Source organism: Loktanella sp. Alg231-35 (assembly GCF_900143545.1).
Lineage (GTDB): Bacteria > Pseudomonadota > Alphaproteobacteria > Rhodobacterales > Rhodobacteraceae > Yoonia.
Genome location: NZ_FREV01000011.1, coordinates 21,195 through 47,161, shown reverse-complemented (window position 1 = coordinate 47,161; position 25,967 = coordinate 21,195). Strand labels below are relative to the sequence as shown.

At 52.9% G+C, this 25,967-nt stretch carries 25 protein-coding genes; 13 read left to right on the top strand and 12 right to left on the bottom strand.

Annotation, left to right across the window (positions count from 1 at the left end):
- Window positions 1-108: 108 nt before the first annotated feature.
- Both DHN10_RS19065 and DHN10_RS19060 read right to left on the bottom strand, forming a co-directional pair.
- Window positions 109-1,524, bottom strand: a complete 1,416-nt coding sequence (locus tag DHN10_RS19065; RefSeq protein ID WP_108816948.1) for a sensor histidine kinase — start codon at window positions 1,522-1,524, stop codon at window positions 109-111.
- Window positions 1,511-2,194 carry a response regulator transcription factor gene (locus DHN10_RS19060; protein ID WP_108816947.1) on the bottom strand — a complete coding sequence of 228 codons (684 nt, stop codon included), beginning with the start codon at window positions 2,192-2,194 and terminating at the stop codon, window positions 1,511-1,513. The genes DHN10_RS19065 and DHN10_RS19060 overlap by 14 nt, the downstream gene beginning before the upstream one ends.
- Before the next feature lie 515 nt (window positions 2,195-2,709).
- Here DHN10_RS19060 and DHN10_RS19055 point away from each other — a divergent pair.
- Window positions 2,710-3,603 carry a type IV pili methyl-accepting chemotaxis transducer N-terminal domain-containing protein gene (locus DHN10_RS19055; protein ID WP_108816946.1) on the top strand — a complete coding sequence of 298 codons (894 nt, stop codon included), beginning with the start codon at window positions 2,710-2,712 and terminating at the stop codon, window positions 3,601-3,603.
- Between the two features lie 39 nt (window positions 3,604-3,642).
- Here DHN10_RS19055 and DHN10_RS19050 read toward each other — a convergent pair whose 3' ends face one another.
- From DHN10_RS19050 to DHN10_RS19835, 3 genes are all read right to left on the bottom strand, one after another.
- Window positions 3,643-3,849 carry a hypothetical protein gene (locus DHN10_RS19050; protein ID WP_108816945.1) on the bottom strand — a complete coding sequence of 69 codons (207 nt, stop codon included), beginning with the start codon at window positions 3,847-3,849 and terminating at the stop codon, window positions 3,643-3,645.
- Window positions 3,850-4,177: 328 nt separating this feature from the next.
- On the bottom strand, window positions 4,178-4,585 hold the full coding sequence (locus DHN10_RS19045) for a MarR family winged helix-turn-helix transcriptional regulator (protein WP_159087097.1): 408 nt from the start codon (window positions 4,583-4,585) through the stop codon (window positions 4,178-4,180).
- 562 nt (window positions 4,586-5,147) lie between these two features.
- The gene (locus DHN10_RS19835) at window positions 5,148-5,534 is read right to left on the bottom strand and encodes a hypothetical protein (RefSeq protein WP_159087096.1); all 387 of its coding nucleotides are present in this window, start codon (window positions 5,532-5,534) and stop codon (window positions 5,148-5,150) included.
- Between the two features lie 797 nt (window positions 5,535-6,331).
- Here DHN10_RS19835 and DHN10_RS19035 point away from each other — a divergent pair.
- From DHN10_RS19035 to DHN10_RS19025, 3 genes are all read left to right on the top strand, one after another.
- On the top strand, window positions 6,332-10,072 hold the full coding sequence (locus DHN10_RS19035; protein ID WP_159087095.1) for an autotransporter outer membrane beta-barrel domain-containing protein: 3,741 nt from the start codon (window positions 6,332-6,334) through the stop codon (window positions 10,070-10,072).
- A complete protein-coding gene (locus tag DHN10_RS19030; RefSeq protein WP_159087094.1) occupies window positions 10,072-10,614 on the top strand; it encodes an invasion associated locus B family protein in 543 nt (180 codons plus the stop codon). Before DHN10_RS19035 ends, DHN10_RS19030 begins: the two co-directional genes overlap by 1 nt.
- A 368-nt stretch (window positions 10,615-10,982) precedes the next feature.
- Window positions 10,983-11,531, top strand: coding sequence for a hypothetical protein (locus DHN10_RS19025; RefSeq protein ID WP_108816940.1), 549 nt, complete (start codon window positions 10,983-10,985; stop codon window positions 11,529-11,531).
- A gap of 120 nt (window positions 11,532-11,651) precedes the next feature.
- On the opposite strand, the gene DHN10_RS19020 is transcribed toward DHN10_RS19025, so the two are convergent.
- A complete protein-coding gene (locus tag DHN10_RS19020; protein ID WP_108816939.1) occupies window positions 11,652-12,596 on the bottom strand; it encodes a hydrogen peroxide-inducible genes activator in 945 nt (314 codons plus the stop codon).
- A 766-nt stretch (window positions 12,597-13,362) separates the two neighbouring features.
- On the opposite strand from DHN10_RS19020, the gene DHN10_RS19010 reads away from it, so the two are divergent.
- The 7 genes from DHN10_RS19010 (at window position 13,363) to DHN10_RS18980 (ending at window position 18,075) form a co-directional block, all read left to right on the top strand.
- Complete coding sequence (locus DHN10_RS19010; protein ID WP_159087093.1) at window positions 13,363-13,644, top strand: IS3 family transposase; 282 nt, start codon at window positions 13,363-13,365, stop codon at window positions 13,642-13,644.
- A gap of 31 nt (window positions 13,645-13,675) precedes the next feature.
- Window positions 13,676-13,960, top strand: coding sequence for an ImmA/IrrE family metallo-endopeptidase (locus DHN10_RS19005; protein ID WP_199910730.1), 285 nt, complete (start codon window positions 13,676-13,678; stop codon window positions 13,958-13,960).
- 10 nt (window positions 13,961-13,970) lie between these two features.
- Complete coding sequence (locus DHN10_RS19000) at window positions 13,971-15,377, top strand: exonuclease domain-containing protein (RefSeq protein ID WP_108816935.1); 1,407 nt, start codon at window positions 13,971-13,973, stop codon at window positions 15,375-15,377.
- A gap of 170 nt (window positions 15,378-15,547) precedes the next feature.
- Window positions 15,548-15,751 (top strand): hypothetical protein, encoded by a 204-nt coding sequence (locus DHN10_RS18995; RefSeq protein WP_108816934.1) that lies wholly within the window; start codon window positions 15,548-15,550, stop codon window positions 15,749-15,751.
- 91 nt (window positions 15,752-15,842) lie between these two features.
- Entirely contained in the window at window positions 15,843-16,058 is a 216-nt protein-coding gene (locus DHN10_RS18990) for a DUF3489 domain-containing protein (RefSeq protein ID WP_108816933.1), read from the top strand.
- Window positions 16,055-16,477: a DUF2924 domain-containing protein gene (locus DHN10_RS18985; RefSeq protein WP_108816932.1), complete on the top strand. Its 423-nt coding sequence runs from the start codon at window positions 16,055-16,057 to the stop codon at window positions 16,475-16,477. The genes DHN10_RS18990 and DHN10_RS18985 overlap by 4 nt, the downstream gene beginning before the upstream one ends.
- Window positions 16,474-18,075, top strand: a complete 1,602-nt coding sequence (locus DHN10_RS18980; RefSeq protein WP_108816931.1) for a recombinase family protein — start codon at window positions 16,474-16,476, stop codon at window positions 18,073-18,075. Before DHN10_RS18985 ends, DHN10_RS18980 begins: the two co-directional genes overlap by 4 nt.
- A gap of 448 nt (window positions 18,076-18,523) precedes the next feature.
- Here DHN10_RS18980 and DHN10_RS18975 read toward each other — a convergent pair whose 3' ends face one another.
- Both DHN10_RS18975 and DHN10_RS18970 read right to left on the bottom strand, forming a co-directional pair.
- Window positions 18,524-19,378: an ImmA/IrrE family metallo-endopeptidase gene (locus DHN10_RS18975; RefSeq protein ID WP_159087092.1), complete on the bottom strand. Its 855-nt coding sequence runs from the start codon at window positions 19,376-19,378 to the stop codon at window positions 18,524-18,526.
- A gap of 5 nt (window positions 19,379-19,383) precedes the next feature.
- Window positions 19,384-19,713 (bottom strand): helix-turn-helix domain-containing protein, encoded by a 330-nt coding sequence (locus tag DHN10_RS18970; RefSeq protein WP_108816929.1) that lies wholly within the window; start codon window positions 19,711-19,713, stop codon window positions 19,384-19,386.
- A gap of 124 nt (window positions 19,714-19,837) precedes the next feature.
- On the opposite strand from DHN10_RS18970, the gene DHN10_RS18965 reads away from it, so the two are divergent.
- Together DHN10_RS18965 and DHN10_RS18960 are read left to right on the top strand one after the other, a co-directional pair.
- Window positions 19,838-21,145 carry a site-specific DNA-methyltransferase gene (locus DHN10_RS18965; protein ID WP_108816928.1) on the top strand — a complete coding sequence of 436 codons (1,308 nt, stop codon included), beginning with the start codon at window positions 19,838-19,840 and terminating at the stop codon, window positions 21,143-21,145.
- On the top strand, window positions 21,142-21,870 hold the full coding sequence (locus DHN10_RS18960; RefSeq protein WP_108816927.1) for a DUF5681 domain-containing protein: 729 nt from the start codon (window positions 21,142-21,144) through the stop codon (window positions 21,868-21,870). Before DHN10_RS18965 ends, DHN10_RS18960 begins: the two co-directional genes overlap by 4 nt.
- A 341-nt stretch (window positions 21,871-22,211) precedes the next feature.
- On the opposite strand, the gene DHN10_RS18955 is transcribed toward DHN10_RS18960, so the two are convergent.
- Genes DHN10_RS18955 through DHN10_RS18940 form a run of 4 tightly spaced genes read right to left on the bottom strand, consistent with a single transcriptional unit; the run spans window position 22,212 to window position 25,869 of the window.
- Entirely contained in the window at window positions 22,212-22,550 is a 339-nt protein-coding gene (locus DHN10_RS18955) for a hypothetical protein (RefSeq protein ID WP_108816926.1), read from the bottom strand.
- A gap of 10 nt (window positions 22,551-22,560) precedes the next feature.
- Window positions 22,561-23,157 carry a hypothetical protein gene (locus tag DHN10_RS18950; RefSeq protein WP_108816925.1) on the bottom strand — a complete coding sequence of 199 codons (597 nt, stop codon included), beginning with the start codon at window positions 23,155-23,157 and terminating at the stop codon, window positions 22,561-22,563.
- Window positions 23,158-23,167: 10 nt separating this feature from the next.
- A complete protein-coding gene (locus tag DHN10_RS18945) occupies window positions 23,168-25,405 on the bottom strand; it encodes a xanthine dehydrogenase family protein molybdopterin-binding subunit (protein WP_108816924.1) in 2,238 nt (745 codons plus the stop codon).
- A gap of 2 nt (window positions 25,406-25,407) precedes the next feature.
- Window positions 25,408-25,869: a (2Fe-2S)-binding protein gene (locus DHN10_RS18940; RefSeq protein WP_108816923.1), complete on the bottom strand. Its 462-nt coding sequence runs from the start codon at window positions 25,867-25,869 to the stop codon at window positions 25,408-25,410.
- Between the last annotated feature and the right edge of the window lie 98 nt (window positions 25,870-25,967).

Here is a 25,967-nt window from a genome sequence, read left to right as displayed (position 1 = left end):
AGGAAAATCTTAACTATGTTGTTATCTTTGATGTAAATTGGAGGTCATCAAACAAGCAGACGCTCTGCAAAAGGTGAACTTTAAGGCGCTTTGCCAGAACACTCTGATCTAGTTTGTTGTATTGTGATGGTTCAATGGTGCGGAACGCTTCCCACCACCTTTGCGGGGAAACACGACTTTGAAGCAACTCCCCGGTAATGCGTCTTCGACTGTGCAAACGGCGCCATGCCTTTCAGCGATCGCCCTGACTAGTGCCAGCCCAAGCCCTACTCCATCTCCTTTGGCCTTGCCCTCCGCACGAACGAAAGGTTCGAAAATCTCTGGGCGCAGTGATGCTGGTACCCCGGGTCCGTCGTCACATACGGATAGTGTTGGGTGTTCGTTCGTTGTGGTGGCGGAGACCGTTATTCTGGTGCCCCGAGGGCAGTGGGATAGCGCGTTCTGGACCAAGTTGACCAAAAGTTGGCGGATCATTAGTCGATCCCCCAACACAACATGCCCGTGTGACGTGTCCGAACGAACCGCAAGAAACTGCGCATTCTCATGCGCTATCGGTTCGAAGTCCTCTACGGTCTCAGATGCCAACTCAGACAAAGAGATTGCAACTGGTTCATATCCACCGGAATGGTTCTCTATTCGCGCAATATGCAAGATCGTCTCGAAGGTCCATGCCAGACGCTCGTGCTCCTCTAATGCAAGGGTGAGCAATGGCTCTACATCATTGCCCTGCTGCAAGGCCGTGCGCGCATTCTGCACCGCTAGAGAGCTACGGGTTAGAGGTGTCTTCAATTCATGTGCGATTGCAGCACCAGTTGATCGTACGGTTTCGATAAGAATTGTTAGCCGATCTAGATGTGCGTTCATTTGACGAGAAATGCGATCGACCTGATCATTCGCAGTACTTATGGGCAGTGACAGTCCCACTTCACCATGAGATGTTCTTGCGAGTATACCCTCCATGGTTAGTAGTTTCAGGAAGGTTTTGCGACTTAGAAAGTATCCTATCGCAAACGCGACAGCAGTCGTCGCGAGGCAAACCACGATGATAATACGAAGGATCAGCCGAAGAGTTGAATCAATCTGCGTTAGCTCTTGTCCGACCACCGTCGTGAAATTCTTGTATCTTTGAACGTGAACACGATGTGCATGAGGTTCACCGTCAAGATTTGTTCCCTCATCTACGAGCCCCCAACCCACGAATTCCGGCAATTCTCTTACGTTGCCGGCAATTCGGGTTCCTGTTTGATCAAAAAGCCCGATCAGACTTTGATGACTGGGAGACGGGCTGATGACATCATTTATGACCTGAGTTACACTAACGTCATTATTTTCGTCAGTGTCGTCCAAAATTTCTTCGATGAATCGCTGTTCGTCGAGTAGTTGGTCATCAAGCTCAGCTTGCAGTGCAGTACGGACATCATCGACGAGCAAATAGGTTAAAAGGCCAATAGCCGCCAGGAAGGCGGTCGCCACAATAATGCTGGTCTTGAACGCTGACCCTGAAGTGATGCTACTCTGGTCCATGAATGCTATATCCAGCGTCTCGGATTGTATGGATCAGCGCTACATCAAAGGGTCTATCAACCTTGGCCCTTAGCCGGCTGATGTGAGTCTCGACGACGGTTGAACTTGGTGCAAAGGCAAAATCCCAAACTTGCTCGAGCAACATTGTTTTCGTGATGACGTGCCCAGGATTTCTCATAAGGACTTCGAGTAAAGAAAACTCCTTGGCCTTCAGTTCAACTTTGACACCTCCTCGCTCAGCCTTTCGGGTCAATAGATTCAGTGAAAGATCAAAAACCTTCAGTTGCGTCGACTGCTTGACTTCGTTTAGTTGTCCTCGCTTCAGAAGAATCTGAATTCGGGCCTCAAGCTCCAAAAAATGAAATGGCTTAACTAGGTAGTCGTCAGCACCGCATTTCAGCCCCACAACCCTATCTCTAATGTCGCTCATGACCGTCAGCAGCAAAATTGGCACGCCAACACGTGCTGCTCTAGCCGCCTCTACAACACTGACACCGTCAAGCCCCGGCATTTGGCGATCGATAATGGCCACATCGCAAGCGTTATCCAAAAGATAGTGAAGTGCATCGCGACCGTCCTCTACGACATCGACGGACCATCCGCACTCGCGCAAATTGCGCGAAAGTAAATCGGCGATTCCAGGATCATCATCGGCGAGAAGTACCTTCATATTTTACCCTCACTCTGGTGCATGGATACCATCAGGCGCGTACGTTCCCACCGACGAAGAACCAATCGAATCTTTGCAAATAAGTCAAGTTCAGGACGAGTTGAGGCAAACTCACATTGATTATGTCTCACTTGCATCAAAGGCAAAGAGCGCGCAATCACTCCAACACGCTCTCTTCGCCAGTAGCCTGTTCGGAGAATCATTGTGAGCGTCATCATATGGCATAAAAGGAACTGTCAATGGGGCGGCCCGGATGCTTCAACCCCTACCCAAGAGTTTTCGTCAGACGTCATTGTTCATGATGAGCGAGATTCGATGAGTCACATTCGAAATGAGTGCGAGTTGATGCTGCGCGAGCAACTACTCTCAGCTAACCCGTTACGAGGTTGGTTGGACACTCAGGCCGGATTGAGCATTCGAAAGGCCAACAAGCCGCCAACCTAGTGCCAGAAAATCTGTTTACACCTTGCCAGCGCCGACAGACGCAACGCACGAGTAACCAAGGACGAATATACATGCAAATGACTTACCGAGCCGTGGCGCTTGTAGCGTGCCAGCTCGCCACAACTTCGTATGCGGACCAATTCAGCATGATACAGGAAAGTGGTTCGGCTGAACGTATTGAATTGGCTGATGAGTTGCGCTCATTAACACAAGAAGTTGCATCAGCCGCATGCCATCTCCACAGTCTGGTTGAGGTGGACCGCAGCAAAGAGCAACTACGTGAAGCAATTGGTGGATTTGATACTCGCCTTATTGCACTTCGTGATGGAGACCCGGCACTGGGCTTGATCGGTGCTGAACACAAACCTCGCGTTCTTCGCGACATTCTGGAGATTCACGATATTTGGGTTCCAATAATGACGGCATCAGAAACGCTCTTGCAGAACCCAGCAGATTTTGATGCAGCAAAGTTGATCTACCTTGAGATTCAGCGGTTATTTACGAAGGCCGACGACACTTTCGTGCATATTTCCGGAGAGTACTCCAACTCAGTAGAGTTGCTCGAGGCAGATGCCATAGTACTGGATATCGTAGGACAGCAAGTCGTGAACTCGCAACGCCTAGCCTATGACGCGTGTCGGCTCGGTTCCTTGACGGCTGATCCAGTACTCACCGCCGATCTAGAAAACACAGTCACTCATTTCGAAAGGGCTCTCTTTGCGTTGCGTTTTGGGCAACCGTCCATTGGTGTCCAAACGGCACCGACTCTAGAGATTGCTGAGCATCTGGAACAGGCGGTAGAAGACTGGGCCGATATCCGTGCTATCACGGATCCGATGGTCGCTGGTGAGTACGTTAGTCTTGATCAGCGCGCGCGCCTTTTTCATCTCATGGATCAAAAATTGCACTCAATGCGAGAACTGACCCACCTCTATGTTGAATACTCAAAGCGCACTTTACATTAGCATGTGGGACGCAAATGGATGTATGTCAAATGTCTAACGTCATGGTTTATGGGTCCAAATAGGGGCATTGCCGTCTGCATCCAGCGTCTGGTTGGTAAGCCGCAGGTTGAAACTGTCGATGCCGTTTCCTGTCGCGGTGAAGGCGAAGACCGGGTCAGTCAAGGGTTCGGTCAGGGTGATAGTAAACGACGGTGGATTGTCCACCGAACCGTCAGTTACAAATGTGCCTGATTCACCAATTGCCATGTGCTGATCCCTTGCATTGTGACAACGACAAATGCTCGTGGCCTAATAGCGAACTTGCCAAACAACCGTTGGAAGCGAGTTAGCATGACCACGCTCGGCGGTGCCGGATCACCACCAGATCAGAATAGTTGCCTCAGGATTGAGTGTTCACGTGCCCTCTTTCTGGATGAGAATCGTAAAGTGAGTGAGTGCGCTGAGTGTGTTAACACTTAGTTAACCTAGTTAATTGTAAAAGGCAATTATTAATCTACAAAGGCAAAAATTTGTGATCGAGGTTTCGGTGAGAGGTGCAGCGGCGCTATCCCATGATCGGGATGTCTACGACAGATCACGAATCGGTTCGAGTTCGGATAACGCGTTGAAGGAGGGCAATCAGCGCTTCTTTCTCTTTGTTGGAAAGAGTCTTCACGGCGCCGCGTTCCGCTTCGTCAAACTGCGCTTCGATGGCGCGGAGAATTTCAACACCCTTATTGGTAAGTTTGAAGTAGGTGTAACGGGCATCATCGATACTTTTGTTCCGTGATGCCAGTTCTTTGTCTTCCAGACCGTTCATGATGCGGTTCATCGCTGGTGGTTCAACACCGATCGCATTGGCAAGCGTTCTTAGAATACTGGATTCGTTGGTTTGGATAAGTCGCAAGGTAAAGAATTCGAGTGTCGAAATCCCGCTTTCTTTCAGAGTCGGGCCAATGACTTCCTTAAGATTCAGGGAAGCGTGACGCAGCAGAAAGCTCAAGGAAGTGTTCACTCCATCGGTGTTCAAATTGTACTCAGAAAAACCCACTTCAAACCTTCACTTTCTTGCCTCATGTGAACATAGAGCAATCAGAGCTTCGAGCAACTTTCTAACCAAACATTCTTGCCCAATAGCAAAGTTTTCATTTCCGCATAGTAGGCTTGTTTTCAGAGGTGACCGTTGGAGGCTTCCCTGAAGCTTGGCGTCTTCAAACCGAACAGTGCCCAGCCTCAATTGTATGGACCACCTTTGAGCAAGGTTTCTGGAACTGGCGGTCGCATGTTTAGGGCCTGGTGGGGTCGGATGCGCAAAAGGAGGGAATGCCTGCACTTGTGCAAAACGACCGCCACACTTCAATACGAATTGCTAGAACGGTTGTCCGTTAGCCTAGGACAAATACCGCGCAACTCCCGTTCGTCGACACCTTCACCGCTCAAGAGTGGGTAGATGACGACAAGCCGGAAGCCAATAGATTGCTTTTCACAACCTTGCTGGTGCATTCGGATCACCCAACAGCCACATGTCTGAACCTAGTGGAATGAGGAATGTAGCTGCAAACTGATCACTCTGGGTGAATCATGATGCATCGCTGCACGGCTTCATTTGTTGCGCGTTGCAAAGGCGCGAGCTGTTGAAGTAAGTTTTTCAGTTTTGCGCGTTCTTCCGCGACATCGATTGCCACCGGAACAGAGGTTTGCGAGGTCTGCGTTTCGTCGCAATCAAAACTACGAATATCACCTTCCGGTGTCAGTTCTTGGCAGGTTTTCTCTGTCACGACGGTACCTATTTGCTCGAAAAGGGCAAAACCTCGATCGATATTGCCTTGCGCTGTACTGATTTGGCTCCGGAGCGAATTCAACTGTCTATTCGCGTCATAGATACAGCTTTCGCGCGGTGTTGCGCAGGCGGTTAATGCTAATGCCGGGATGAGTAAGAATATCGACCTCATTTCATAAATTCCGATTGTGAGTGGAGAGGATTGACACGTTGGCAAGGTATTACTGGCGTTACAATATTCATGGTCAGCACAGAAACCTTGCAGCCCGAGCCCCGAATAGACGCATGTCCTTGTGGTGTGTTTGACGTCAGATTCGGTTTAGCACAATAGAACCTTCCTTTCCTTGTCTTCGGGTCAGCACCCAAAGACTGGGCGATGCATATTTGACCCGGACGAATACCAGGCCGACAGATCGCAGAACCAAGTTTTCGTGCCGACCCAAGAGAGACGACACAATCGTAAAGCAAAGCTGAGCCTGCGTAAGCAATCATCGTTTGGATATCATAGATAATTGTGTCAAACAATTACCATAATTAATTAATAAACTGTGATTACGTCAGTGGGTTGATTCATGTGTATCGAAGACGCTCCATGGCCATCGGCGAGACCTGACGACGTCTGTGAACGGGATAGCTAGGATTCTTCCAGTGAAACGAATGACGATCAATTTCTGGGTGTCGAACGGTCTTCGATATGTGGTTTCGCTCAACGGTGATGCAGCTGCTTACTGTGCCGTCAACAAAACCGGAGTGATCGAAAGTCAATGCAAAGAAACTCTTGTCATTTCCAAAAGGGTTTGCCCAACGCGGTGCCAGGCTAACCAGAATAAGAAAGAAGAAATTGAAACCATGCATGCAAATAAAGGTGATCTGGACAGCAAGCATGTTTTTGCATCTCTACCTCAGTCTGGTGTGACCGCTGGTAAGGAATGCAGTTCGATAGTAAACTACATGTTTGGCAGTTCCCCTATGATCAGCCTAGCAATCGCAGCGGCCTTCTCCGTTGTTGTTCCCAACACCGCTAACGCCGCGTGCCTACTGAACGGAACGACTTCAACAAATTCGGGCACGGGTGGAAGTGACGTTATTCTTTGCGACCCCACGAATGACCCTTCGGGGGCAAATGTCACCGGTCTGGCGGGCAACGATACAATTACGATCAATGGCGGAACCGCAAACACGGTCAATGCCGGTCTCGACAATGACACCGTCAATATGAGCGGCGGCGCAGTAACGGTTGATGTGATTCTTGAACGCGGAGCCGACGACTTCACGCTGACAGCGGGAACCGTAGGACGGAACGTCTATCTGGGCCAAACCAACTTCACCTCGACCGACGCGGATGTCTTCATCATGAATGGAGGCGCAATCGGAGGCAGTGTCTTTGGTGACACCGGGGTGGACACCATCACCGTTGAGGCAGGGGCGTCCATTGCCTTTGATATCAGCACGAGCAGTGGTTCTGACATTGTCACGCTGAATGATGCCGTAATTGGGCGACATGTTAATCTGGGCGGCGGTGACGACACATTCGACATCACGGGGACGGGCGGGGTCAACGGCATTGTGACCATGGGCACTGGCACTGATATCTTCACCATGGATGGGACCAGTATCAATGAACTTCGGCTGGGCTTTCGGAACAATTCCAGCTGGGCGACCACAGATGATGCCGGCACCACCAACACGGCCACGATTAACACCGGGACGATCAATACCCATATCTACGGCACCGGCGGCATCGATATCATCACCGTCGAGACGGGGGCTTCCGTCGGCGGAACCATCACCACCGGCAACGATGCCGATGTGGTCACCGTGAACGGCACCTCTGTTGGCGGATCCATCGCAACCGGTAACGGCGTTGATACAGTCGTTCTGAATGATGCGACGGTCGGCGGCAATGTCGATCTGGGCGGCGACAACGACACATTCACCATCGACGGGATGGATGTGGTTAGCGGTGACGTGGTGATGGGGACCGGGGCGGATGTGTTCACCATGAATGGTGGCACGATCAATGATCTGCGGCTGGCCACGGCAGGCTCATCCGTTGATACGGCCCCCGACGTCGCAACGATCAACGCGGGCACAATAACCGGCAGTATTGTGGGCAGCACCGGGGTGGACACCATCACCGTCGAGGCTGGGGCCTCTGTTGCCTTTGATATCAGCACGAGCAGTGGTTCCGACATTGTCACGCTGAATGACGCCACAATTGGACGACATGTTAATCTGGGCGGCGACGACGACACATTTACTGTCGACGGGCTGGATGTGGTCACGGGTGAAGTCGTTATGGGCACCGGTAATGACACCTATACTCAGGATGGCGGCACGATCGGTCGGCTGTTGCTGGGGTTCAGGGACAATTCCAGCTGGGCGAGCGATGATGCGGGCACCACCAACACTGCCACCATCACCTCCGGGACGATCAACAGTCATATCTACGGCACCGGCGGCATCGATATCATCACCGTTGAGACGGGAGCCACAGTTGGCGGGTCTATCGTCACCGGCAATGATACCGATACGTTGACTGTGAACAGCACGATCATCGGTGGCAGTGTTAATCTGGGCGGCGGTGACGACACATTCGACATCACGGGGACGGGCGGGGTCAACGGCATTGTGACCATGGGCACTGGCACTGATATCTTCACCATGGATGGGACCAGTATCAATGAACTTCGGCTGGGCTTTCGGAACAATTCCAGCTGGGCGACCACAGATGATGCCGGCACCACCAACACGGCCACGATTAACACCGGGACGATCAATACCCATATCTACGGCACCGGCGGCATCGATATCATCACCGTCGAGACGGGGGCTTCCGTCGGCGGAACCATCACCACCGGCAACGATGCCGATGTGGTCACCGTGAACGGCACCTCTGTTGGCGGATCCATCGCAACCGGTAACGGAAATGATGTGATTACTTGGGTGGGCGGCACCATTGGTGGTCAGATTAACGGCGGCGACGGGTCGGACACCGCAACAGTTGCGGCGGCGGAATATGATGGTTCGCAAGTACTTGATGGCGGTGACGATGTTGGTCTGGGCGATGGTTTCAATGATGCCTTAACCCTTGATGGCATCAGCGTGACCGTCAACGCTGGCGGGATTGCAAATTGGGAAAGTGTCACGGTGCTTGATGGCACGATCGACTTTGGAACATCTATCGAGGTCGGTAGTGGCCCTGACTTGGGCCTGATCGTCGGATCTGGTGGCCTTGTAAGCAGTATTGGAGATTTCTCGCTGACGGGCGATTTGGAGACCCAAGTAGACGGAGGATATCAGAACGTCTCCGGCAACGCCGCGATGATCGATATTGTTGGAAGCCTGCGCAATGCCGGGACCTTTGATGTGCAGGATGGGTTTGTGGGAGACACCATTACTGTTTCTCAGGACTACACTGGAGCCGGCAGTTTGCTGATTGATGTGGATGCTGTCGGTGACATGGCTGACACACTGGTCATCAGTGGCAGCGTTGTGACAGGTGGCACCACACTCTTCATACAAGATATTTCAACGGGTGATGCCTCCGGGAATGATATTCTAATTGTTGATGTTACCGGCACCAGCGTCGCAGGAGACTTCTTGCTGTCTGAGGACCGCATTGATCTGGGTGGGACACAATACGCATTGAATCTGGTCGGCACCCAATGGTTTTTGCAGGAGGTCGCCCTGTCAGAAAACCTGTTCTACGAAGCCTACCCCCAGCATATCCGCGGTTTGAATGAGCTTCGGAGCCACCGCCAACGTCTTCTGGGGCGTAACTGGCTGACGGAGGGAGATCATGTATGTCAACAGGATGCCCGCGATGCCTTGGGCGACCTGAGCCGCTGCAGGGGTGAGGGCATCTGGGTGGCGGCGCGTGGTACTGTTGCCGACCTCAGCCCACACCGTTCCACGACGCAAGCAGAGTTGGAGACATCCGACATGAACTATGATGCACATAGAACGCACATAGAAATCGGCTATGAGGCCCCGCCCCGCGACTATGATGGGGGGAATTTTGTAAGCAGTGCTATGATCTTCTATGGCGCGGGCACGCTTGCTGGTGAATCATCCGAAGGTAACGTTGCCATCTCCTCCGAATCTCTGGGACTGGGCGCCGGATTGACGTGGTATGATGACACAGGTGTCTACGTTGACGCACAGCTTCAAATCGCACGTGCGGAAAGTGAGTTCACGGTGGCCGGTGTCGCGCAAAGATCAACGAACGATGCGAACAGCTATGCTGCGTCGCTGGAGATCGGAAAAGTGGTTCCTTTGAACGAGGATTACACAATCACACCAGAGTTGCAGTACATGGTCTATGCGGTGGACTTTGACGACCTCGTTACCGAGGGCGGTGATGAGGTTGGCATAACGGATGGGATCACTTCTGAACTCAGGATTGGTGGGACGTTGGAATACTCCTGGAACCCACAAACAGCCGATAAAGGGGATTTGTATGTGACGGCCAACCTGTTCCGCGGGATAGATATGGCCACTGCAATCAATGCGGCTGATGAAGCACTGTCGACTGAATTGTATCCTTGGCGCGGTGAGCTTGGCCTCGGTGTTGTCCGCGAATGGTCCAACGACCACGGCGCGCGCTCTGCCTTTTTCGCCGAGGTGTCCGTTGGATCACATCTGGGGTCCGGCTGGGGATCAGGCCAACGTGCCAGCGGCAGCGTTGGCATCGAGTTCGGGTTTTAATGACTATGCCTATTCCAGAGAGAACCAAAACCGTAAAACGGGCTTCGACCTTGGCTGCCGGATTGTGTGCCGCCGCCACCATGGGATTGTCGCAGGAACCCAGTTCGCTTTCTGAAACCTATGGCGATTGGACGCTGCAATGTGTGACAAACGATGCACCATTGGATACTGGTGAAGTGGGTCGCATATGTCAGGTTTCGCAAGAGCTCAGGCAATCTGACGGTGGCAGTCGCGTCATTACTGCTGTATTCAAGACTGACCCTGTCAAGATAACCTTCTTCACACCGTTTGGCTTGTTACTCACAGCCGGTATCGACTTGTCAGTAGGCGAGCGCAAATTGCCCAGTAGTGCTTTTAGAACATGCTTGCCCGAAATGGGATGTGTTGCGGAGGGCTTTTTCAATGCAGAAGACCTAGCAGAAATTCGATCATCCGAAACACTTAGTGTCCTTATGACAGCTGAGAGTGGTCAAAAACTGCAGGTGGACCTGTCGCTTGAAGGATTTAGTGACGCGGTTATGAAACTGGAATCGATCCAATAAGTTCGTGTCTTGTCCAATGGCGGTTAGAGTTGCGCAACGGAGATAACAAGGAGTAATCTGTGGTACTCCGCAGGTTGGCCGGATTGCGCCAAGGGCGTCATTGCTCCCTACAAGTGCATAGTATCACTTGTAATTGATAATTGACTATGTGAATTATAAAAATGTTCGGTCGGTGTGATGCCGAACTGTGCGGCACTTTGGGTTTAAAATGAAAAACACGCGTTCGGTGGTTTCATCGGCCATATGGCCACCTTCATCTTCAGATTTCAAATTCGTTGATCGACAACCTCATAGCAATTCACGCGTGACGTTGATCAATAAGTGGATTTTCAAATCGACCTCTGAGCAACAAGAAAGGAATTATTGCTATGAACAAAACCGAGAAGATCCTGACTGTCTGCGCGGCCCTTTTTCTAGCCAGCTGCGACAGCATAAATAATGCCGGACAAAACCTCGCTGACAATGTCGCGCGATCGATTGCGTCGAATTACGTCGGCCAATCGTACGCCGTACTCTCCAGCAGAACGCGGATGACCTCCGAGTTTCCGCCCCGTACTGTCCCAACCATTGGTGAATTGGTAGCCAAAGAGCCCGTTGCCGACGGCAATACGGTCTACTACCATGCCCAGCTGAACGAGAAACGGGATTCTGGTTTTGCCAGCCTCACGACTGGCGACCAAGTCAAAAGATACGATGTCTACGCTTATCTTGTTGGATTTGACGGGGCAATCGCCGATTGGGCTCATGCGCGCGCGAATACAAGGACGGACTGTGTTGGAGCCGTTGTTGAATTTGGAGTTGTGAGCGTTGAAGGCGTCGGAGAACGGTGTGGTGACGAAGAGCTGGATACAGCTCTGAGCCCGCGTGGGCTAGAATTCACTACATCTAATGGCAGATCGATTGACGTTTGGCGTTGATATGTCGCCCGCGGATCTGGGCCGGTTTTTGGCCCAGACTTACGTCTTTCGTGCCCCTGCGTCAGGCAAGGAATGCCAAGAAGTATCTGATCTGATCGTCAGGAAAACTGCACTCAGTTCTCAAGTATGGTGCATCCTTTCCAGCGTTGCACGCAACCTTGAAACACGCGCTTTGCCGGTCTCTGACAGGATGTTTGCCAGCGGCTGAACATCCATAGCCTCCCTCAGGTAAGACTTTGTGACCAAAGAGATTTCCCGATCTGGTTCGGGTTCTGCCAACCGAAGCGCCGCGAGAGAGCCATCAAAAACAGTCTCATCTAAAGACAGTTCAGGAAGTAGGGTCACACCATATCCGCTCGCCGACAAACCCATCACCGTCTGGAGCGAACTTGATCCGATTTGGTTCAACGACTGCTGACTTGCAAATTTGCATAAGTCACGGGTCTGCTCTCGGAGGCAATGTCCGTCTGAAAGAAGCAGCAGCCTGACCGGCGGCATATTGTCCAGCACAATGTGACGGTCGCAAAATCCAAGCCTTTCAGCCTGTTCAACATTAAGCCCCAAGACAAACCGATCAGAAAACAAGAAGTGTTGCGCAAAGGTTTGCCCTGGAACAGGAGTAGCGAGAATGCAGGCATCGATTCTGCCGCATTCAAGCTCTTCCATCAGAACGTCTGTTGTGGCTTCCAGTATTTGCAGTTCAAGATCGGGCAGTTTTTTCCGTGCCACCTGCAATGCTCTGGGCAGCAAAAACGGTGCAATTGTTGGAATAGCGCCCAACCGAAATGGCCCTTCCAACCCGCGTCGATATCTGGCGCTTGCCTCCAGCGCGCTTACACCCGACAAGATTTCCCGCGTTCTTTCGAGCACCTCTCGCCCAAAGGGTGTCGGCTGAAAAGGACGTGATGACCGATCCACCAAAGGGGTTCCAAGAATGTCCTCTAATTCGCGTATTTTTGTCGAGAGGGCTGGTTGGGTTACATGCTTGTTGTCGGCAGCTTGACCAAAATGTCCGACCTCACAGAAGGCCTCGAAATAGGAGAGATGGCGTAGAGATATTTTCATAAGCAAAAGCTTACAACTAATAAAAGAAAATGCAATTTCATCCCAGTGCGGGCTTCGGCTAATCTGAGGTCGCGGCGAAGCTATCGTCAACCAAGATGCAAATTGGGACAGTCTGCGCTTAGTGCACTCGAGACTGTGGGCCTATCTGCCGAAGCAGGCACCCCAAGAGGGAGTTCAGTCGGCGGTGGTCGTGTTTGTGCCTTGCGCAACATGGAGGCACCAATGGGGGCGATCCTCGTGGAAGATGAACACACAGTTTCTCAAGCTGAAAGGCACCAAACAGCAGTCACGGTATTAGACGGCTTGACAATCGAATACACATGCGCATTCGGCTCGCGAAACGTGGTGGGCTTTCTAGGTGCGATAGCTTTTTACCAGTCCACCGATACTGACAATCGAGTATCAAACCGAAACGAGAATATACCCTATCATAGCAAGGAAATCCGACCCGGTTTGTTTCAGGTCACCCTATACGAGAAAAGTATTGGCGATCTCTTGTTTTTGGTCGTCGATTTGGAAAACGAATTGGTCCACTCTGCCTCGCTAGTGGGGTTTCCATCTGATGATCGGGAATTGCTATTCGAAAACGGGACAATTACGCGAACCCGAAAAACCACTAGTTAGGTCCAAGGCGCATCAATTGCCCGGTGGCTTGTCTGTCATCGTCATTCAGTGGCACCAAAGTCCTTTCCGTCCGCAGGATTGAGCCAAGACCGACCCCAGCGAATGAACTTGCGCAGATGATACCGTTTCCACGGACGATGAGGTGTTGCGTTTGGCAATGATCCGATTGGCCAAGCAATATGGCCACTACGGCTATCGCAAGGTTGCGGAACTGCTGCGCGTTGAAGGCTGGCCCGTCAATCACAAGAAGATCGAACGCCTGTGGCGCGAAGAAGGCCTGCAACTCCCACGACGGCACAAGAAACGTAAACGGCTGTACCACAAGGACAGCTCGATCATCCGGCTCCGACCGCAACATCCCAATCACATCTGGAGCATTGATTTTTTACATGTGTCCAGCCCCATTTCTATGGGCCACTTTTGAGCAATGTTTCTGGAATTGGCGGACGCATGAGTTGGGGCATCACGTACTACATGCTGCAGAGATACAAGAAACAGTCCATGTTTCAAAGGGCTTGCGCGCACTGAGGCGTGATCCCGTATCTTCTCAAGGCAGTGACCCTTTAGAAATTGACGCTAACACATTTGCATCCGAACTCTTAATGCCTGAAAATTTCTTACTCGAAGAAATTGGGCCGGATGGTCTGGACATGGAAGACGAAACAAGTGTCGAGAAACTGGCAAAAAGGTTCCGAGTTAGTGTTGCGGCAATGAAGTTCCGCCTGGGTGGTTTGATTTGAGGTAGTTTTCTTGGCGTTTGTATTCTTTGACACTGAGACGACTGGTCTTCACAAAGGCTTCGACCAGATCGTTCACTTTGCTGCGATCAGGACCGATGAAAACCTCAATGAAATCGATCGTTTCGAGGTGCGTTCCAGACTCAACCCGAACGTTGTTCCACACCCCACGGCATTGGCAGTCAATGGGCTACCAATAGAACAGCTTCTCAACAAAGAGCAGCCGTCTCACTATGAAATGATGCGGCACTTAGAGGCGAAACTGTGTAGTTGGTCACCTTCTATTTTCCTTGGGTATAACTCTATAAAGTTTGATGAAGAGATGCTTCGGCATGCGCTTTTTCAAACTCTTCATCCAGCCTATTTGACCAGTTTTCATAACAACGGCAGGAATGACGTCTTGTCATTAGCTTTGGCTGCTTACGCCATCGATAAAGATGCTATCACGGTACCGTTGCGGGACGATGGGTCGCCCATCTTTCGCCTCGCCGAGTTGGCAGCTGCAAATGAAGTACCTGTAGGCAGCGCTCATAACGCGATGTTTGATGCGGAAACAACGCTAACGCTATGTAAGAGAATAATGCAACGATGCCCGGAGCTATGGCAGCGTTTTGTGCGCTTCTCGAACAAAGCAGCTGTTTCAGAGTTCATTTCGACAGAAGAAGGATTTCTTCTAACAGAAATTTATCAGAACAGAGCTTACCACACGCCAGTCGCGTTCATTGGAGAAGACCCAAACTCTGGAAATGGGCGACTTTGTATCGACTTACGGCTACACTTTGATGAACTTGCATCTTTGACCGCTCAGGAGTTGCACGCGTTTCTGTCTCGCAAACCTTGTCCTATCCGAAAAATCCAAACAAATGCTGGTCCAACAATAACCTCATTATGGGAAGCCGAGGGAGGATTGCTGGGCAATCTTGGCATTGACGCGCTAGAAGATCGAGCAATTAAGGTGGCTGAAGACGACGAACTAAAGCATCGACTGGTTGAGAGTTACTCAAATAGCCGCGAACTATTTGCTGAACCCACACATATCGAAGAAAAACTGCACGGCATCTGGCTAAGCGATGCAGACTCAGCGCGTGCACGCCAGTTCCATAAGACACCGTGGCCTGACAGGTACGAAATCGTCCAGACTATGGAGGATGAGCGGGTGCGCGAATTCGGAACGCGCTTGATATTTTTTGAAGCCCGCTCTTGCCTGCCTAAAGAAGTCGTTGACCGGCTAGATCGTGAAACTGCAGAGCGGCTGGCACATCCAGACGACAAACCAATGTCATTGACACGGTGTCTCGACGAAATCCAAGAGTTAGAAGATGCCCGAAATGACGATCAACCAATGCCTGACATTTTGAACGGATTTCGAGAGTACGTCATGAACCGCAAAGCAAGGGTTTCCGCATTCTTGAATGGATGATGATTGGACTGACAGTGTACAATCAGGTCACGAATGGATGTCCGCTTCTGCATGCTTCTCTCAACTCTTCGCACCTGCAGTGAAGGTCAGCTTCCCGCCCCCTTCCGTTGCAATGTCTTGCCTTCAACAAACCACTGGACTTCGTTGGCACGGCAAGCATGTGTGGAGCCATGGAACAGAACGGCTCATACGATTTTGCGGCAGCGTTTGCGCGTTTGACCTGCGTGTTTGAAGATGCTGCTGGTGTTGCCAGCGAGGGGCAGGCGGCAGGTTTGTCGCGATTGCGGAAGATGAGGCTTGCAGGTCAGCTGAGCGCTTTGCATCGAGATGCCAGCAACATCCTTGAAGAACTAGGCGGCGCTTTCGATCGGTAGCGTCGCCAACGCCAGTTACAAAGCCCGGAACCCCCGGGCCCGTCTCAGTACAAGGCCGCGGATCGTCCGCAGTCTAAAACTGGAGACAGAGATGACCAAACCGACAACCAAGCGCGCTCAACTAACAAAACTGATCAGCCGTAAATCTGGTGCAACAATTGATACCTTGCAAAAGCAACTGGCGTGGCAGCCCCATACTATCCGTGCGGAGATCTCACGGCTGCGCAAATGTGGGCTGCACGTCATTTGTACCGCCTCGACCAAGGGCCCCACCTACCAGGTACAATCATCTGAGCAGTCCGCATGACTGGGGGACCTGCTGAGGAGATCACCAAATGGGGCAAGGCTGAGTGTGCTGATGGGTGGTTGAAACTGACCGGTACGGTCGTCGGTCGGCACCTCTCACCAACATTCTTGAGTCGCGCGCTGGCCTTCGAGACCCAATGCAAGGCGCTAGGTGGTCACAGCGCTCCCGTGAAGCAGCAGTTGCGTGGGATGATGAAGAACAATCCTGAGCGAGGCACCACTACACCATCTAAGCCGACGCTGACACCGGGATCTCAGCTGGTGCGCGAATGGAACGGCCGCATCTATCGGGTTCTTGTGACGGATGACGGGTTTGAGATGGACGGACAGACCTATAGGTCGCTGAGCGCCATCGCAAAGCGGATCACAGGGGCGGATTGGAGTGGCCCGCGCTTCTTTGGCTTGAACAAATCCAAATGAACCGCATCCGCTGTGCCATCTATACCCGTAAGAGCTCTGAGGACGGGCTAGAGCAGGACTTCAACTCGTTGGATGCGCAACGCGAGGCTTGTGAAGCATATGTGGCTAGTCAGCGTCAGGAAGGTTGGGAACTGTTAGCTGATCACTATGATGACGGCGGCATCTCAGGGGGTCATCTGGAACGTCCCGGGTTGCAACGACTGATGGATAAGGTTGATGCCAGGCAGATTGATCAGATTGTGGTCTACAAGATCGACCGCCTGACCAGATCGCTGGCTGACTTTGCCAAGCTCGTGGATCGGCTGGATGAGGCAGGCGCGTCGTTTGTGTCGGTGACCCAGAGTTTTAACACTTCGACCAGCATGGGCCGGCTAACACTCAACGTGCTGCTCAGCTTTGCGCAGTTTGAACGTGAAGTCACAGCTGAGCGCATCCGCGACAAGATCGCAGCCTCCAAACGCAAAGGACTTTGGATGGGGGGCAATGTGCCACTGGGATATGATCCGGATGGCAGAACATTGAAGATCAACAATACGGAAGCCCAAACAATCGAGACGATCTATGGCCTCTATGAAAAACACCACGCGATGAACCAGGTGCGCGAGCAAGCCGAACACCTTGGGCTACGGTCAAAGCGGTGTAGGCTTGCCGATGGAAGCCAGCGCGGTGGACATGTGATGTCACGCGGACAGCTGCATCACATCTTGACCAACCCGATCTATGCAGGGCGCATTCGGCACAAAGGACAGGTCTTTGAGGGGCAGCATCCCGCCATTATTGATCCAGAAAGGTGGGATCGCGTTCAGGAGCAGCTAACCTGCCAGAGTGCAAAAGAACGGAATACTAAACAGCATCGCGATCCATCCCCGCTAGCAGGGAAGATCGTCGATGAGGCAGGCCAAAAGCTGACGCCGAGTCATACCAAGAAAGGCGACCGATGTTACCGGTATTACATCTCACAGAAACTGGTGACGGGTGTTGGCCACGCTGATGAGAAGCAGCGGACATGGCGAATCCCGGCAAAGCAATTGGAAGAACCCATCGGGCGGGCAGTGCAAAGACATATCCGTGATCTTCGTGTTCGCGGTTCAGATCAAATCATCGCTGCTGGTGAAGACATGATCATTGACCACAACAGCGCACTCGAGATGATCGGGTCTGTAAAGATCAAACCTGGTGGGCTGACGATCCAGCTCGATCCGAAACGCGTCCAAGCTTGCCATGAGTCCAAAACACCCATCAACTCAGATCCGTTGCAGTTGATCCTGCCGTTCACTGAACGCCGTCGGGGTGTTGAGATGAAGCTCATCATTGAAGGCGATACCACAGTCGATGGACGGTTGTTGCGCAATATTGCCAATGCCAACCATTGGTACAAACGGATCAAAGAGGGAGCGACCTTCGATCAGATCTCAGTTGAGACCGGAACATCCAAGCGCCGCATCCAGCAGATGATCCATCTCGCATTCCTTGCCCCGGACATTGTCCGTCAGATCACGCAAGGCAGACAGCCTATGGGTCTGACCTCCGACTGGCTACTGCGCCACGGCATGCCCGCCGGTTGGGATGCGCAGCGCAAGCGCATCGCAAATCTCTAAAACACCTCCGAAGTGTATCGTGGAAAATGCAAACGCAGACTGATGCAGTTGTTTGGCAGAGAAATGCGGCCGCAGGCCGTTTGCCTTCGGAGCGCACCCTCGCAACCTGCGGGAACAACGGCACTATTTACCGGAACGCAGTGTATCAGCGGTTTGAGGGGAAATGCTGGCTGTGCAGGCAGTCTCGAGCTAGTCAGTCTGGGCTGCAATTCGCTGATTTACAGGGAATTAACAGGGTAATTGATGAGTTATTTGTCGTTTGCGGGCGGTCTGGCCAGTTCTAACCACCAAAGCACACGCAATATCAGTGTGTTATCAGCGATTTCCCTATTGTAGAATAACAGGGAAATCCGCACGACAAAACAGGGAAATGACGCTAAGTATCAGGGAGCGCATCGCTCCAAAACAGGCAGCGCACTTTCGACCTCTAAATGGGGCCGAGATTTGCTTACCGGAAGCCCGGCATGCCCAGTTCTCGCAGCCCGCTGCCATCGTCTTCGTCCGGAAGCTCCGCCCAAAGCAAGGTGACGGCATGCCCATTCGGTGCGACCCTTGTTTGCTCAAAGAGTTCTACGTGAGATCGCCCGGTCCACACGTAAGGGTCGGTTTCATCCATCTCAGTGAACCCTTGCCTTCCGTTAGCTGTTGCATGATGCGCAACGGTTGTTTTTGGAAGAGGTCCATTTCTTGTTATGGCAATAAATGGAAACCCATCGTTCTTCACGAAGTAACGGACCTGGCCTTTGAATGACCAAACGGCTGCCAAGGGCTCATCGCGCGACGAGACCATTCGCCTGACACAGGCTTCCAGGCTGAGATCGAGGTGATCGCGAAGGCGCTGTGCGTCTCGCAGATCTGGATCAGTTTTGAACAGTGACGTCATCAAATACGCTGGTGCGAGCAGTTCAATGGCAAACTGATTGGCCTGCGTCTCTTGCCGCAGATGCATGCGCCCTTCGCGGCTCTCACGTATGTCCTGTGCCATACACTTGAACCCGTTGCCATCTGACAGCTGGTGCCGCTCCATTAAGAAGTGACCAAGCTCATGTGCGATCGTGAAGCGGGCGCGCCGATTGCCTTTGGATGAGTTGGCAAGAATGCATCCAGTGCTGCGAGCTTTGTCTGTCAGCAACATGCCTTCAAACCCGCCGAAACGGTCGACCCGCACCTCTTGGATGTCCAATTCGCGGGCCACCTCGGTGATCGGCACAGCTTTTTCTAACTCCCCTAAAAGAGTGTGAATCGTCTTGGCGAGAACAACAGGATGGTGGATGTCTGCTAGCTCAAAGCGATCAATTTGCACGGCCGTCAGGTGCTGACGCGTGATGATTGCTGCATCTTCTTGATCATGTCCTCGACAATCTCGCGATCTCTTGGCTCCAGCTTGTCTAACCCGCGGTGAATACGTTCGACTTGTAGTGCTTCCACATCTGGTTCTTTGGCTTCGCCCATCAACACATCGATAGTAACGCCGTAGTGCGCTGCCAGTTTACGCACCAACTCAAAGGATGGGTTCTTGCTGCGCCCTTTTTCCAAATCCCAGATATGGGGCTTTGAAACGCCAACCTTGTCGGCCACTCCCTGCAAGGACTCACCACTCTTTTGACGCAAGCTGAACAGTCGCTCTCCAATGCTCATGTGTTCCCTCCGTACGCTTTGTCGAACGAGACAATGCTCCTACACTTGACGGATGTCAAATGGTTAGATAAATCTAACGATACAGGTCGGTGACGATTCCCATCGTGCAGTAAGAGGAGCCAAAATGGCCCAATTGAACATTGAACAGATCGCGGTTCGCGATCTCAAACAGTGGGCCCGCAATGCGCGGACGCACTCCAAAAAACAGATCAGGCAGATTGCCGATAGCATTACGCAATTTGGCTTCACCAATCCTGTCCTGATTGATGAAGATCTTTCCATCCTGGCAGGGCATGGCAGGGTCGCTGGTGCCAAGCTGATCGGGATGCAAACCGTACCTTGCCTGCGCTTGGATTACATGACGGACGCTGAAAAGCGCGCTTATGTACTGGCTGATAATAAGCTGGCATTGAACGCAGGTTGGGACGAAGATTTGCTTGCAGCCGAACTCGGGGCGTTGATGAGCGATGATCTGGACTTTGACGTGGGAGTGACCGGGTTCTCAATACCAGAGATCGATAGCCTGATGGACACCGTTGCGCCAGAGGATGAGGGCAATCCCGAGGAGGACGTCTTGCCGGACGACGTCCTTCCGCGGGTGCGACGGGGTGATATCTGGGTGTTGGGTCAGCACAGACTGATCTGTGGTGATGCGTTGGACGTGGAGGTCGTCAGGGATCTCATGGGCAGTGAAGAAGCCGTGATGGTCTTCACAGACCCGCCCTACAACGTGCCGATTGATGGTCATGTTGGTAACTCTGGCAAGATCCAGCATCGCGAGTTTGCCATGGCATCCGGAGAGATGTCAGCATCAGAGTTCATGCGCTTCTTGGAGCGCGCATTCCAGAATCTCGTCGATCATAGCGTGGATGGATCGATACACTTCATCTGCATGGACTGGCGGCACATGTCCGAGATCTTGGCTGCAGGTCGGGGGGTCTATACCGAGCTCAAGAACCTGCTTGTTTGGGCAAAGGACAATGGCGGTATGGGAACCTTCTATCGGTCGCGGCATGAGCTGGTCTTCGCATTCAAGAGCGGGACTGCTGCACACATCAATAACTTCGAGCTCGGACAGCATGGCCGGTACCGCACAAATGTCTGGGAGTATCGTGGGGTCAACACCATGCGATCTGGTCGGATGGAAGAGTTGGCGCTTCACCCCACTGTGAAACCCGTGCAGATGATTGCCGATGCAATCCGCGATGTCTCTGGGCGCGGTGACATTGTCTTGGATATCTTTGGTGGGTCGGGATCGACACTAGTCGCGGCGGACAAAACTGGTCGTCGCGCGCGCCTTTGTGAGTTGGACGAGACCTATTGCGATCGCATCATCTCTCGATGGGAGGCCTATGCCAAAGACGATGCGGAGCAGGTGCTGTGTGGTTGGTCGCCAGCAAAGAATACGCATTCGCTGGAGGCGGCTGAATGAAGTTACCCAAACTTCCTAACCCAGCAGCGCAAGCCGACAAACCATATGACGTTGGCTTTGCAAAACCGCCCGCGAGAACGCAGTTCAAACCCGGTCAATCCGGCAATCCGAAAGGGCGGCCACGCGGATCAAAGAACAGGCGGCCTGCGCTCAACGAGGAGCGTCTCAAAGATATCGTTCTTGATGAGGCCTATCGCAATATCACTGTGCGCGACGGCGATCGGAATGTGTCGATCCCAATGGCACAAGCGGTCGTGCGTGCGATGGCGGTGAATGCTGCGAAAGGACAGCATCGCGCGCAACGTCTCTTTGCTGAAATGCTGTCCAGCACGGAGCGGCAAAACAAGCAACTTGCTGATGATTGGCTGAGCACAGCTATTGAATACAAGGTAGAATGGGAACGTGAGCTTCACCGGCGCCAAGCGCTAGGCATTACGAACTTGCCGCCGCCGCTTCCGCACCCCGATCAGGTCAAGATTAACATGAACACTGGGCTGGCTCATATCGAAGGGCCAGCGACAAAAGAGCAAGTCGCGCAAGTTGAACTATGGCGCGGACGGCAGCAAGACTTCCAAGAGGAGCTCTGCGACATAGAAGATATGCTCAAACGCGCGCGCAAACCTGAGCGGATAGCCCAGCTGCAAGAAGAAAAACTTCAAGTCGAAAAAGTTCTTGAGATCATAGACCAGTTACTCGGCAGAATAGATTGGGTAAGGCAGGGCTGAACATCATCAGGGACAAAGAAGACGTGCAAGTTGGCCGCAGCGAATGACCGCTTTGAGCCCAGAGTTCCCAAATGCTGCACAAAGCGCTATTGGATAAGAAGCGTACAAAGCCGACATCTATCGCGCATTCGCGATGCTGCGGGCGCGACCCGCCTTTCGGATTTTCGCCGAAAAGAAGGTTGGTGGAAGCGTCATGTCCGTCGTGGGTTCGCTGCTACCGTTTGATTTACCGGAACAATCTTGGGCCGTGAAGCGCCTGTTGATGTGCATTCCCGCCAATTCATTGAAGGCTCACCGAAGCAGCCTTTTTTGCATCGAACCGGAGCACCACTGCTGGTTCATCAAGTGGAAGTCGTACTTTCGTTTGGGCGCCATAGCGCGCCAAACAACATAGACGCTGTCAGCCAACAGGTAGCCGTTGTGATGATCGCCCACCATGTGGGCGGGCCTCCGATTGACCAGATCCAGCCCAGCACAATAGCACCCGAGATTCCAGCGACCGGGAAAGCAATATATGCGATCCAGCGCATGCCGCGCACCAATCCCATTGCAAGCACCCCCATAACCAAAGCTACTATGATGTAGCCCAATGGAGCACCGAAAACGGGTCCGATCGCACTCAAAGCTGCGCTAAGCCAAAGGAACATTGCGCTGCTGCGATAAGGGTTTTGATTTTCCATAGTGAAATCCTTAGTCATTCGCACAGGGGAAGCCAGCCGAACCCCAGATCAACAGGTCGTTCATGTGCTCTTCTAGGCTGTAGGGAGCAACTTCACGCCCACCACCCGGACTCCAAGCCCAGTGCAAGATCAGATCGTGGCTAAGGTGCTCGATCAGTTCGGTCAGCGTACGACCGCCATTGCGATCGGGGTCGCGCAGCTGATTGCATATCTCGTCGCTGCTCTTGCCAAACCATTCTGCCTCGACCGGAGCGAGTTGCCAATTCATTGCGACCTGTGGGGCCATATGCGGCAAGTTATTGGCATTATCTTCGCGGTAGGCATGGCAAGTGCTACACAAAACCGCCTCTGCACCAATGCGACTTTCGCCAGCGTTGATGTTCATGCCATGTGGCCGGGTGCGGTCATAGCTTGGACCGGACCACATCGGGACATTCGACGGGCCAACATGGCAATTCGAGCAACGCGGATGAGACGTCACTTCGTACACCCGATCCCAAGCGATAAGACCCTCTTCAATCGAAGCTGAGACGGGTGGCGTTATCGCTGTCTCTTCCGCCACAACAGGAGAGGCAAGAAGGGCGGCGATCAAAACAAAATAGCGCATAACTCTTCCCTCAAACAAAATCGATTTGGTTATAGAACGGCATCTCACGCAGGCGCTGACCAGTGGCCGCAAAAATTGCGTTGGCTAAAGCCGCAGGTGCGGGTGGCACCGGAGGCTCTCCAATTCCACGGATGTGCTCGGCGTTCTCAAGTCCCTTCACGAATATTTCGGGGGTTTGATTCATCCGCATGCCTTCATGTGCGTGATAATTCGTTTGCTCTGCCATACCGTCGCTAAACGTGATCTCGGAGTTGATCGCGTGTCCAAGCCCCCAGATAACGCCGCCTTGCACCAGGTTCTCAAAGTTCACGGGATCAACCACGCGGCCCACGTCAGCGGCAACAAAGACTTTGTCAATCTTGATGCCAGCCTCTGTCATGGTGACCTCAACAACCTCGGCTGTCGGGACACCAAAACTCTCGACCATGGCGATACCACGCCCCCGATTGGGCCCCAAATCGCTGCCCCATTCGGACATCTCCCCGACAGCCTCAAGGACTTTGCGGTGGACATCATTGTTACAAAGACGGATGCGTTCGGCCAGCGGATCGGCACCAGCCGCATGGATGAGTTCATCCAGAGAGCTCTCTGCAAAGAAGCCAGCCGTTGATGCGCCAACCGATCTCCAAGAACTGGTCGGGGCAAGCTCAGGGACGAGATAGGCACGCACCCGAAGGTTCGGGATATCATATGGCATGTTCCACGCACCTGCGGCGATCTGAACGTCAGGCCCTGCAGGCGGAAAGCCCATGCGTCCCATCTGGGAGAATGAGGCAGACACCGTTGCGATATCCAAAGACCAGCTGTCGACCTTTCCGTCTTTCACTGCGCCCGACGACCGCGACATGCCGATCTGGCGCGCAAAATCCTGAGCAAAGTCTTCTTCCCTGCTAAACGTTAATTTGACAGGGGTGCCGCGCATTTGGGCCGCGATTTCGGTCGCAAGTGTGATGTTTTCAAACTCGAGTCGATGTCCAAAACTGCCGCCGATAAACTGATTGTGGAACGTGACCTGCTCCGGATCACAACCTGCAATTTCAGCAACCTTGATAAGAACAAAACCTTGGATTTGATGGCCGGCCCAAACTTCGGCTCCGTTTTCATCGACACGCACAATCGCGCTGATCGGCTCAAGCGGTTGGTGGGCCACATAGGGCGCGCGGTATTCAGAATTGATGACATCAGCACCATCAAGCGCCGCATCAACGTCGCCATCAGAACGCCACTCCATGTCAAGGCGATCATCGGTAAAGCTTGCTGCGACTTCATCCCAATGCCCTTGCTGTTCGGCAGGATATGGCGACGGCCCCCAGTCAAACTCAATCGCATTCGCAGCCTGAATTGCGCGCCATGTATTGTCGGCGATGACAGCGGCCCCGTTGGTGACAGGCACAACTTTGGACACGCCACGCATGCCCTCGGCTGTACTGGCATCATAGCCGTTCATCACACCACGACGCGGGTTTACACGAACCGCTGCGTGGACCATGCCGTCCACCGTCAGGTCGATCCCATACTTTAGCGTACCCGTGGATTTTGCAACGATGTCGACCCGCTGCATCGGCTTCCCGATCAGCCGCCATTCAGATGGGTCACGCAAGGTGACAACCACAACAGGATCGATTTCGGCTGCATCGGCTGCTAGTTCCGTGTAGGCCAACTCGGTCCCGTCGGGCAGTTGCACCATGCCGCGCGCCGTCTTGAGATCAGCCGCGGGGAGCCCCGCTTTCGCCGAGGCCGCTGCCTTGATCGTTTCGCGTGCGACGGCACCCGCCATCCGCAACTTGTCAAACGAATCTGGCATGGCTGACGATCCACCAGTGACCTGCATCCCCAATACCTTGACAAGGCCGCCTGCGGCGCGGCGTGCAATTTGGGCGCTGGTGCTTTCGTCAAATGACATGAATGGCACTGCCTCAGCTGCAATAGCCGTGTTGTAGTATGCGGGGCTTGGTCTGCCGAACGACAGCGTCACCTGGTCAAGATCGACGTCCAATTCTTCCGCGATAAGGGCGGCTTGGGACGAATGCACCCCCTGACCTTTGTCAGCATGGGGCACGATCAAAGTGATCGCATCGGCGGTGACCTTCACGAATGGGTTGAACGCGGCCTCGCCATCCTGCAATCCCGCCACCAAGGGGTTGTCATGTGGTCGGGCAACCATATAGCTCCCGAACGCAACACCGCCCATGACGGCCGTCGATCCGATCAAGAAGGCTCTGCGGGTAACTGTGCGTGCACGTCCCATGATCAAGCCTCCTTCATCTTGCTGGCCGCAGACTTCACCGCTGCCCGGATGCGGGGATATGTTCCACAGCGGCACAGATTGCCGCTCATGACTAGGTCAATGTCCGTGTCGGTTGGGTCGGGATTCATATCCAGCAGCGTTGCGGCCTGCATGATCTGGCCCGATTGACAGTAGCCACACTGCGCGACCTGATGCTCAACCCACGCTTCCTGAACGGCATGCATCGTTTCGGGCGTTCCCAGCCCTTCGATCGTAACAATGTCTGCACCTTCTGCCGTAGCAGCCGACACCTGACAGCTGCGCACAGCGACCCCGTCCATATGCACGGTGCACGCGCCGCATTGCGCTATGCCGCAACCATACTTCACGCCGGTGATACCCAGTTCGTCCCGAAGCACCCAAAGCAAGGGCATGTCGTTTTCGACATCGACCTCGCGTTCCTTACCATTCACGAATAGCTGCATGAGGGCTCCTTCGATTAACTGTTAGTTGGACATTTGGTCATTAGTAGTACATATGTCAGAAATTGACTTACCTCGTCAACCGCCTAAAAGATCAATGT

Excerpts from the sequence above, each read along its gene's own strand:
- DHN10_RS18965 (WP_108816928.1), top strand. The coding sequence starts at position 19,838 with ATGGCCCAATTGAACATTGAACAGATCGCGGTTCGCGATCTCAAACAG.
- DHN10_RS18970 (WP_108816929.1), bottom strand. The coding sequence starts at position 19,713 with ATGAGCATTGGAGAGCGACTGTTCAGCTTGCGTCAAAAGAGTGGTGAG.
- DHN10_RS19035 (WP_159087095.1), top strand. The coding sequence starts at position 6,332 with ATGATCAGCCTAGCAATCGCAGCGGCCTTCTCCGTTGTTGTTCCCAAC.
- DHN10_RS18950 (WP_108816925.1), bottom strand. The coding sequence starts at position 23,157 with ATGCGCTATTTTGTTTTGATCGCCGCCCTTCTTGCCTCTCCTGTTGTG.
- DHN10_RS18960 (WP_108816927.1), top strand. The coding sequence starts at position 21,142 with ATGAAGTTACCCAAACTTCCTAACCCAGCAGCGCAAGCCGACAAACCA.
- DHN10_RS19835 (WP_159087096.1), bottom strand. The coding sequence starts at position 5,534 with ATGAGGTCGATATTCTTACTCATCCCGGCATTAGCATTAACCGCCTGC.
- DHN10_RS19050 (WP_108816945.1), bottom strand. The coding sequence starts at position 3,849 with ATGGCAATTGGTGAATCAGGCACATTTGTAACTGACGGTTCGGTGGAC.
- DHN10_RS18945 (WP_108816924.1), bottom strand. The coding sequence starts at position 25,405 with ATGGGACGTGCACGCACAGTTACCCGCAGAGCCTTCTTGATCGGATCG.
- DHN10_RS18955 (WP_108816926.1), bottom strand. The coding sequence starts at position 22,550 with ATGGAAAATCAAAACCCTTATCGCAGCAGCGCAATGTTCCTTTGGCTT.
- DHN10_RS18985 (WP_108816932.1), top strand. The coding sequence starts at position 16,055 with ATGACTGGGGGACCTGCTGAGGAGATCACCAAATGGGGCAAGGCTGAG.
- DHN10_RS19055 (WP_108816946.1), top strand. The coding sequence starts at position 2,710 with ATGCAAATGACTTACCGAGCCGTGGCGCTTGTAGCGTGCCAGCTCGCC.
- DHN10_RS18995 (WP_108816934.1), top strand. The coding sequence starts at position 15,548 with ATGGAACAGAACGGCTCATACGATTTTGCGGCAGCGTTTGCGCGTTTG.
- DHN10_RS19030 (WP_159087094.1), top strand. The coding sequence starts at position 10,072 with ATGACTATGCCTATTCCAGAGAGAACCAAAACCGTAAAACGGGCTTCG.
- DHN10_RS18980 (WP_108816931.1), top strand. The coding sequence starts at position 16,474 with ATGAACCGCATCCGCTGTGCCATCTATACCCGTAAGAGCTCTGAGGAC.
- DHN10_RS18990 (WP_108816933.1), top strand. The coding sequence starts at position 15,843 with ATGACCAAACCGACAACCAAGCGCGCTCAACTAACAAAACTGATCAGC.
- DHN10_RS19020 (WP_108816939.1), bottom strand. The coding sequence starts at position 12,596 with ATGAAAATATCTCTACGCCATCTCTCCTATTTCGAGGCCTTCTGTGAG.
- DHN10_RS18940 (WP_108816923.1), bottom strand. The coding sequence starts at position 25,869 with ATGCAGCTATTCGTGAATGGTAAGGAACGCGAGGTCGATGTCGAAAAC.
- DHN10_RS19025 (WP_108816940.1), top strand. The coding sequence starts at position 10,983 with ATGAACAAAACCGAGAAGATCCTGACTGTCTGCGCGGCCCTTTTTCTA.
- DHN10_RS19065 (WP_108816948.1), bottom strand. The coding sequence starts at position 1,524 with ATGGACCAGAGTAGCATCACTTCAGGGTCAGCGTTCAAGACCAGCATT.
- DHN10_RS19060 (WP_108816947.1), bottom strand. The coding sequence starts at position 2,194 with ATGAAGGTACTTCTCGCCGATGATGATCCTGGAATCGCCGATTTACTT.